Annotated in this window: 7 protein-coding genes and 1 pseudogene; all 8 read right to left on the reverse strand. The window is 58.5% G+C overall.

Features of this window, described 5'->3' with window-relative positions; all coding sequences use genetic code 11:
* Nucleotides 1–246: 246 nt before the first annotated feature.
* Nucleotides 247–1,239: a hypothetical protein gene (locus ACRC1E_RS00325; RefSeq protein WP_438513116.1), complete on the reverse strand. Its 993-nt coding sequence runs from the start codon at nucleotides 1,237–1,239 to the stop codon at nucleotides 247–249.
* 14 nt (nucleotides 1,240–1,253) lie between these two features.
* Complete coding sequence (locus ACRC1E_RS00330; RefSeq protein ID WP_438513117.1) at nucleotides 1,254–1,982, reverse strand: pseudouridine synthase; 729 nt, start codon at nucleotides 1,980–1,982, stop codon at nucleotides 1,254–1,256.
* A gap of 65 nt (nucleotides 1,983–2,047) precedes the next feature.
* Nucleotides 2,048–2,995 carry a DMT family transporter gene (locus tag ACRC1E_RS00335; protein WP_438513118.1) on the reverse strand — a complete coding sequence of 316 codons (948 nt, stop codon included), beginning with the start codon at nucleotides 2,993–2,995 and terminating at the stop codon, nucleotides 2,048–2,050.
* 227 nt (nucleotides 2,996–3,222) lie between these two features.
* Nucleotides 3,223–3,666 (reverse strand): OsmC family protein, encoded by a 444-nt coding sequence (locus ACRC1E_RS00340; RefSeq protein ID WP_438513119.1) that lies wholly within the window; start codon nucleotides 3,664–3,666, stop codon nucleotides 3,223–3,225.
* 13 nt (nucleotides 3,667–3,679) lie between these two features.
* Entirely contained in the window at nucleotides 3,680–4,696 is a 1,017-nt protein-coding gene (aroF, locus tag ACRC1E_RS00345) for a 3-deoxy-7-phosphoheptulonate synthase (protein ID WP_438513120.1), read from the reverse strand.
* Between the two features lie 40 nt (nucleotides 4,697–4,736).
* Complete coding sequence (gene hisC, locus ACRC1E_RS00350; protein ID WP_438513121.1) at nucleotides 4,737–5,834, reverse strand: histidinol-phosphate transaminase; 1,098 nt, start codon at nucleotides 5,832–5,834, stop codon at nucleotides 4,737–4,739.
* Between the two features lie 57 nt (nucleotides 5,835–5,891).
* Nucleotides 5,892–6,482 (reverse strand): TIGR00730 family Rossman fold protein, encoded by a 591-nt coding sequence (locus ACRC1E_RS00355; protein ID WP_438513122.1) that lies wholly within the window; start codon nucleotides 6,480–6,482, stop codon nucleotides 5,892–5,894.
* Between the two features lie 76 nt (nucleotides 6,483–6,558).
* Nucleotides 6,559–6,769, reverse strand: a pseudogene (locus ACRC1E_RS00360) (prephenate dehydratase); the annotation flags it as partial.

A 6,769-nucleotide genomic window follows, 5' to 3' on the forward strand; every position in this document is an offset into this window, starting at 1 on the left:
CCCCTTATCATCCGGCGCTGGCAAGCCGCATCGGCGATGCCGCACTGGTGATGAAACCGGGCTACGCCTTGCGCGACACCCTGCCCGGTGAAAAAAAACTCAAGCTGCGCGGCGCGCATGGTGGCGTCAGCGCAGAAGAAATGACGGTTCCATTGATACGCATCGACCTGTAAGCCTTAGCCTGCTACGCAAAAAAGACAATGGCGCCCATGGGCGCCATTGTCTTTTTCCTGCCCAGCGAATGATTCAGGCCAGACGCTCACGCCACGCAGCCAGAGCCTGACGGGTAATGCGCACCGGCATAATCACCCGCTCTACCGGCTCGATACGGCCAAAGGTCATGGTTTCGATATCCAGCGGAATACCATCCTCGCCTTCGCTAGGCGAGCGCACAATCCCCATCCGATCAAGGAATAGCTGCTCGCTACGTACGGCAAGATAGTGCTCGGGCGCATTGCTCACCCGCTGCACTTCGGCCAGCTTGCCCTCCAGCGTGGCGACCGCAGAGAGCGTTTGCAGCTCTTGATTGACTTCGGCCAGATACGCCAGCAGTGCTTCACGCGTATCGGGCAAGCGGTCGTTCTCAGGCGTGGCATCCACGACAAGAGCCTTGCCCGACAAGGTCGCCAGCTTCAGCTCCAGCTGCATTTTCTCCGTCCCCAAGGCCTGCAAGCGTGCCGTTTGCAGCTCGATACGCCGCGCAGCAACCGTCGCCAGCGCATGAAACGCGCGCTGCACCGCCTCCAGCTTGAGCTCGGCCTCATTACGGCAGACCGCCACCAGACGGTGGCCAGAAAAACTGACCGCCGTCTGCGCAACATCATCCAGCAACTGGCCGTTACGCAAAGCCGAGCCGAAATGACTCTTCTGCTGGCACTGCATCACCAGCAAACCGTAGGCTTCATCGCCATTGGCGGCACGCAGGAAATAATCGCGCAATGCTTCACTGCCATTGAGGGTCTGATATAAAACTTCAGGATTCGCAAACATCAGCCCAACCCGCCGGTCGGCGTTATAGCCTTGCGGTGACAAATCCAGCGCCGGGGCAAGGCCGGACGCCAGCTTTTCGGCGTAGGCACGCGATTGGCGCGCCCCGACCAACAAGCTGCGACGCCAGCCCGGCAACAGTTCTATTTTGGGCTCGGCCACCCGCGCCAGCGTGCGGATAAAATCATCCAGCTCGCGCTTGTCGTCATTGAGCCCCAGCAAGCTCGTGATCCACTGCCACAAGGTGTTCATCCTGCCCCCTATTGTCAGAATTTCTCGCCTGCAGCCAGATAGCGCCACTTCCCTACCGGCAAATCACCCAACATGACTTTGCCGATACGTACGCGCTTGAGCCCAATTACACGCAAGCCGACCAGTTCGCACATGCGGCGGATCTGGCGCTTTTTGCCTTCGTGCAAGACAAAGCGCAACTGGTCTTCGTTCTGCCACACGACTTGCGCCGGCAACAGCTTCTTGCCATCGAGCTCCAAACCGTGATTCAGACGAGCCAACCCTTCGGCAGACAGCGCACCAGAGACACGCACCAGATATTCTTTGTCGACCGAAGAGTTTTCACCGATCAGATGCTTGGCGACCACACCATCCTGCGTCAACACCAGCATACCGATGGAGTCGATATCCAGACGGCCGGCAGGGGCCAGGCCCTTGAGATGCTCGCGCGCAAAGCGGATGCCGCTTTGGTCGCCTTTCCACTGGTTATCGGGGGTGATCAGCACATAGGCCGGCTCGTAGCCGTCTTCGGCCTGGCCGGAGACATAGCCGATAGGCTTGTTCAGCAAGACGGTGACGCGGCGCGCCTGTGCCTGACTGGCACGCCTATCCAGATCGATACGCTGGCCGGCCGTGACTTTTTGCCCCAGTACCGCGACTTGCCCGTCCACCTTGACCCAACCCTGCTCTATATAGCTGTCGGCCTCGCGGCGCGAACACAGCCCGAGTTCGGCAAGGCGCTTGGATATACGGACAGATTCCATGAAACCACTCCAACTGAAAAGGGCAGCTCAAGGCCGCCCGTTACAAAGTAGCCCATTGTAAGGCATCAGGCCGCTTTACGCCCGAACTCAAACAGGAAACGGCGATAAAAGCTCGTAGGCAAGGCGCTGACAGCAATCCCGCTAAAGATGGTGGCCAGTCCCGCCACATGATAGGCATAAACCCGCTCCCCCAAAAACAGTATGGACAGCAAGGCGCCAAAAGCCGGCATCAGATAGAGAAAGCTGGCGGCACGCGCACTGCCTATCACGGCAATGGCGCGGTTATACATCAGAAAAGCCAGCACCGATGGGAAGATGCCCAGATAGACCAGCGCCAGCATCCCTCCGCCAGTCAAACCATGCAGCGCACGTCCGGCATAGCCTTCATATAAAGCCAGCGGCAACAAGGCCAACACCCCGATGGCAAACAGCACCACCATCTGCACCACCGGTGCAATCCCCGGCTTAAGCCGGCGCAAACCCACGGTATAGCAGGCCCAGCACGCACCGGCGGCCACCACGCCAGCGTCACCCGGCGTCAGCTCAAAGCGCGCCAGCGCCAGCCAGTCGCCACGCAACACGATAATCAGCGCACCACCAAGTGCCAGCAACATCCCCGCGCCTTGCTTACGCGACAAGGCTTGCCCGCTTGCCACCGTACCCAGCAGCAGCACCATAACCGGCGTCAGGCTATTGAGCACCACGGCATTGGTTGCCGTGGTATGGCGCAGCGAGATGTATAGCAGTGTATTGGTCAGGGCAATGCCCGACAGCCCCAGAAACAGCAACACCTTCCATTGCGAACGGATTGCCGGCCAGGCAGGCCCCAGCCGTGACCAGGCAAAAGGCAGCAGACACAAGAGCGCCAATACCCAGCGCAGCAGCGCCAGCGTAAACGGGCCGATGCTGGCCCCTAGCGCACGCCCGATAATGAAATTACTGGCCCACATCAAAATGGCCAGCACCAGCATGGGATAAGTCAGTCTGGACGCTAAATTGGCAGCGGCGGGCATAAGAAAAGTCTGTCGTCAAATGGATGCCTATATTTTAAAGACATACACACGGGCTTCACGCCAAACTCAAGTTACTAAAATTGCATTAATTGCTATTAAAAACAACTAAACATTAATTAATTGCTCAAATATAAATATTCTTGAAACAAAAAAATACAAATCCAGGAAAACGGGCATCCTAATAAAAACGCCCCTTTCGGGCCGCTCATCATCATGCGGCCATCCGCTTACTTGAGCCGGCTCCCGTCCATATCCAGCACCACCACATTAACGGTGATTCCTTGCCGTATGCTTTGCGTCACCGTGCAGTAATCCTCGAACGTCGCCAGCACCCGCTCGACCTGGGCTAACGTTGCTGCGGGCTGCCCCAGCTGCAGCGTTACCTCGATCGACTCGATACGCAAACGCCTGGCCTCGTTGCGGCCGATCACACAACTAGCCTCGGCCGACAAAGGCGCGACATCCTGCTTGAATTTGCCAAAGGCAAACAGCAGGCTGGCACATAGACAGTTGGCCGCAGCGGCGACCAGCAACTGGGAAGGCGATGGTCCGCTATCCTCTCCCAAAGGCGGTGGCTCGTCGCTAAGCAGCACAGCCGCACCATGGCCGAACTCGTTGGCAAAACGGTAACGCTCAATCTGCCTGAGCGAAACATGCACATCTGCAGCCATACCCACTCCCTGTTTAAAGTTGCCGTCCCAGTGCCCGGGCCAATATTTCCAGCTGCACCATCAGCGTAGCGAATTCCTGCGGATTCAAGGCCTGATCCGCGTCGCACAAGGCCTCGCAAGGCTGTGGATGCACTTCTATCATCAGGCCGTCGGCCCCGGCCGCCAAGGCCGACATCGCCAGTGCCGGCACCATCCATGCCTTGCCGCCGGCATGACTCGGGTCGGCAATCACCGGCAGATGGGTTTCGCGCTTAAGCAGCGCGATCGCCGACACGTCCAGCATATTGCGGTAGGCCGTTTCAAAGCTGCGTACGCCGCGCTCGCAGAAAATAATATTATGGTTACCGCCGGCGGCAATGTACTCGGCCGCCATCAGCCATTCGTTCACGGTGGCGGCCATGCCGCGCTTCAGTACCACCGGTTTGTTGATGCGACCGACCTCTTTCAAGAGATCAAAATTCTGCATATTGCGCGCGCCGATCTGGATTACATCGACGTCGTACTCGAGAAAGGTATCAAGCTGGCGCACATCCATCAGCTCGGTCACCACCGGCAGGCCATGCGCCCTGCCCGCTTCTTGCAGCAAGTCCAGCCCGGCCACGCCCAGCCCCTGAAAACTGTACGGACTGGAGCGCGGTTTGAATGCACCGCCGCGCAACAGACGCGCCCCGGCTTTCTTGATGCCGGCAGCGGCCAGATCCATCTGCCCGGCAGTTTCCACCGAGCACGGGCCGGCAATAATCTGCAACTGCTTGCCGCCAAAGGGGATGCCGCGCACATGAACGATACTGTCGCTGCCATGCACCTCACGCGCGACAAGCCGGTAGTCCTTGAGTACGCGCATGGCACGCTCGACCCCGTCCATCAACTCGAACATATCGGCCGACAACACCCGCTCATCGCCGACCGCCCCGATAATGGTGCGTTCGGTGCCGCGCGACACATGCTCGCTCAGGCCGTGGGCGCGGATCTTGCCGACCACGGCGGCGATTTGACCTTCGCCCGCAGTGCGGGCCATCACGATAATCATGCAGTTTCCACCCGTTTCATTTCCGGCCCCAAAGCGTTGTTTAAAGCAGCGCGCTTTCCAGTACCTCGATAAAGCGGGCATTTTCCTGCGGCAAGCCTATGCTCACGCGCAGGCTATTTTTCATATTGTAAGGTGCCAGCGAACGCACGATCACACCATGACGCAACAGATAGGCATTAAGCGCTGCCGCGTCAGCGACATGGAAGGTCACGAAGTTGGCAAAAGACGGAATGTAAGGCAGGCCCAAGCGCACGAAAGCCTCGGTCAACTGCGCCATCCCCTCCTTATTGACCGCGACGGCCCGCGCCAGAAAATCATCATCGACTAGCGCCGCTGTCGCTGCCGCCTGTGCCAGTGCATTGACATTAAATGGCTGGCGCACACGATTGACCATGGCCACAATTTCGCTGCTGGCCAGCGCAAAACCAACCCGCAAGCCTGCCAGACCATAGGCCTTGGAAAAAGTACGCGAGACAATCAGATTGGGGAAGCGGGACAGGAAACCGACAATATCGGCACGCAGTTCGAGCGCCAGATACTCGGTATACGCCTCATCCAGCACCACCAGCACCTGCGCCGGCACCGCCTCCAGAAATTCCAGCAGGGCACCGGGCTTGATCAGGGTACCGGTCGGATTATTGGGGTTGGCGACAAACACCAGCCGGGTAGAGGGCTCAATTGCCGCAAGCATCGCATCCAGGTCGTGACCATAGTCGCGCGCTTTCACCTCAATACAGCGCGCGCCAGTGGCCTGCGTTACCAGCGGATAGACGGCAAAAGCATATTCGGAAAACACCACCGAGTCACCGGGGCGCAAAAAGGTGCGCGCAACCAGTTCGAGAATATCGTTGGAGCCATTGCCCAGCAGTACCTGCTCTTGATTCATGCCGAACTTGGCGGCAATCGCGGCTTTGAGCTCAAAGCCGTTGCCATCCGGATAGCGCGACAGCTCGGATACCGCCGCCTCCAGCGCAGCCCGCGCCTTGGGCGGCAGGCCCAGCGGGTTTTCATTGGAGGCGAGCTTGACGATGGCAGCCTCATCCAGCCCCATTTCACGCGCCAACTCGGAGATGGGTTTGCCGGCCTGATACGGGGCGATGGCACGGATATAATCGGGAGCGAGTTCAGCCAGATTCATGATGGTTTCTCTTGTTGGATTATTATCGACCCCCGCACGTGTGGCAGGGTTCAGGTTTTAACCGTTTTTGGCATCCACCCATTTGAGGGTGTGGCGCGGCTGGTGGTTTTCCAGCGCAGCAAACAAGGCGGGCAGCCGCTTTTCAGCCACGAATAGCGACAGGTTTTCCGGACGGGCAAAGCCTTCATCCACTGCGTGCTGCGTCATGGCCAGCAAGGGATCGAAAAAGCCGGCTACATTCAGCAAGCCCACCGGCTTGTCGTGCACCGCCAGTTGTGCCCAGGTCAGAATCTCGAACAGCTCGTCAAAAGTACCGAAGCCGCCGGGCAAGGCAACAAAAGCATCCGATAGCTCGGCCATCTTCGCCTTGCGCGCATGCATGCTGTCGGTGATATGAAGCTCGCTCAGCCCCAGATGGGCAACCTCTTTCGACTTCAGAAACTCGGGGATCACGCCTATCACTTTACCGCCGGCAGCGAGACAGGCATCAGCCGCCACCCCCATCAGTCCGACATTACCGCCGCCGTACACCAGGGTAATGCCGCGCTGCCCCAACTCGGTGCCAAAAGCACGTGCGGCTTCGGTATATTCTGGACGCTTACCGAAGCGTGAACCACAAAACAGACAAATCGACTGAATAGACTTCATGAGTACCACTTAATGACAAATCAGACAGCCCTGCCCCGCGTCACCGCCAGGGCAAGGAAACATAAAGCAAGCACACTTAGATAACCGCTTGCGGATAAGAGCCCAGCAGCTTGACGTAGGACGCGCGTGCACGCAGCGCTTCCAGCGCCGCTGCCACATGCGTCTCGCTGCAATGGCCCTCCAGATCGATAAAAAACACATAGTCCCATAGCCCGGCACGCGACGGGCGCGACTCGAACTTGCTCATTGATACGCCGCTGTCGGCAATCGGTGCCAGCAACTGATGT

The organism is Craterilacuibacter sp., assembly GCF_051659485.1.
GTDB lineage: Bacteria > Pseudomonadota > Gammaproteobacteria > Burkholderiales > Chromobacteriaceae > Craterilacuibacter.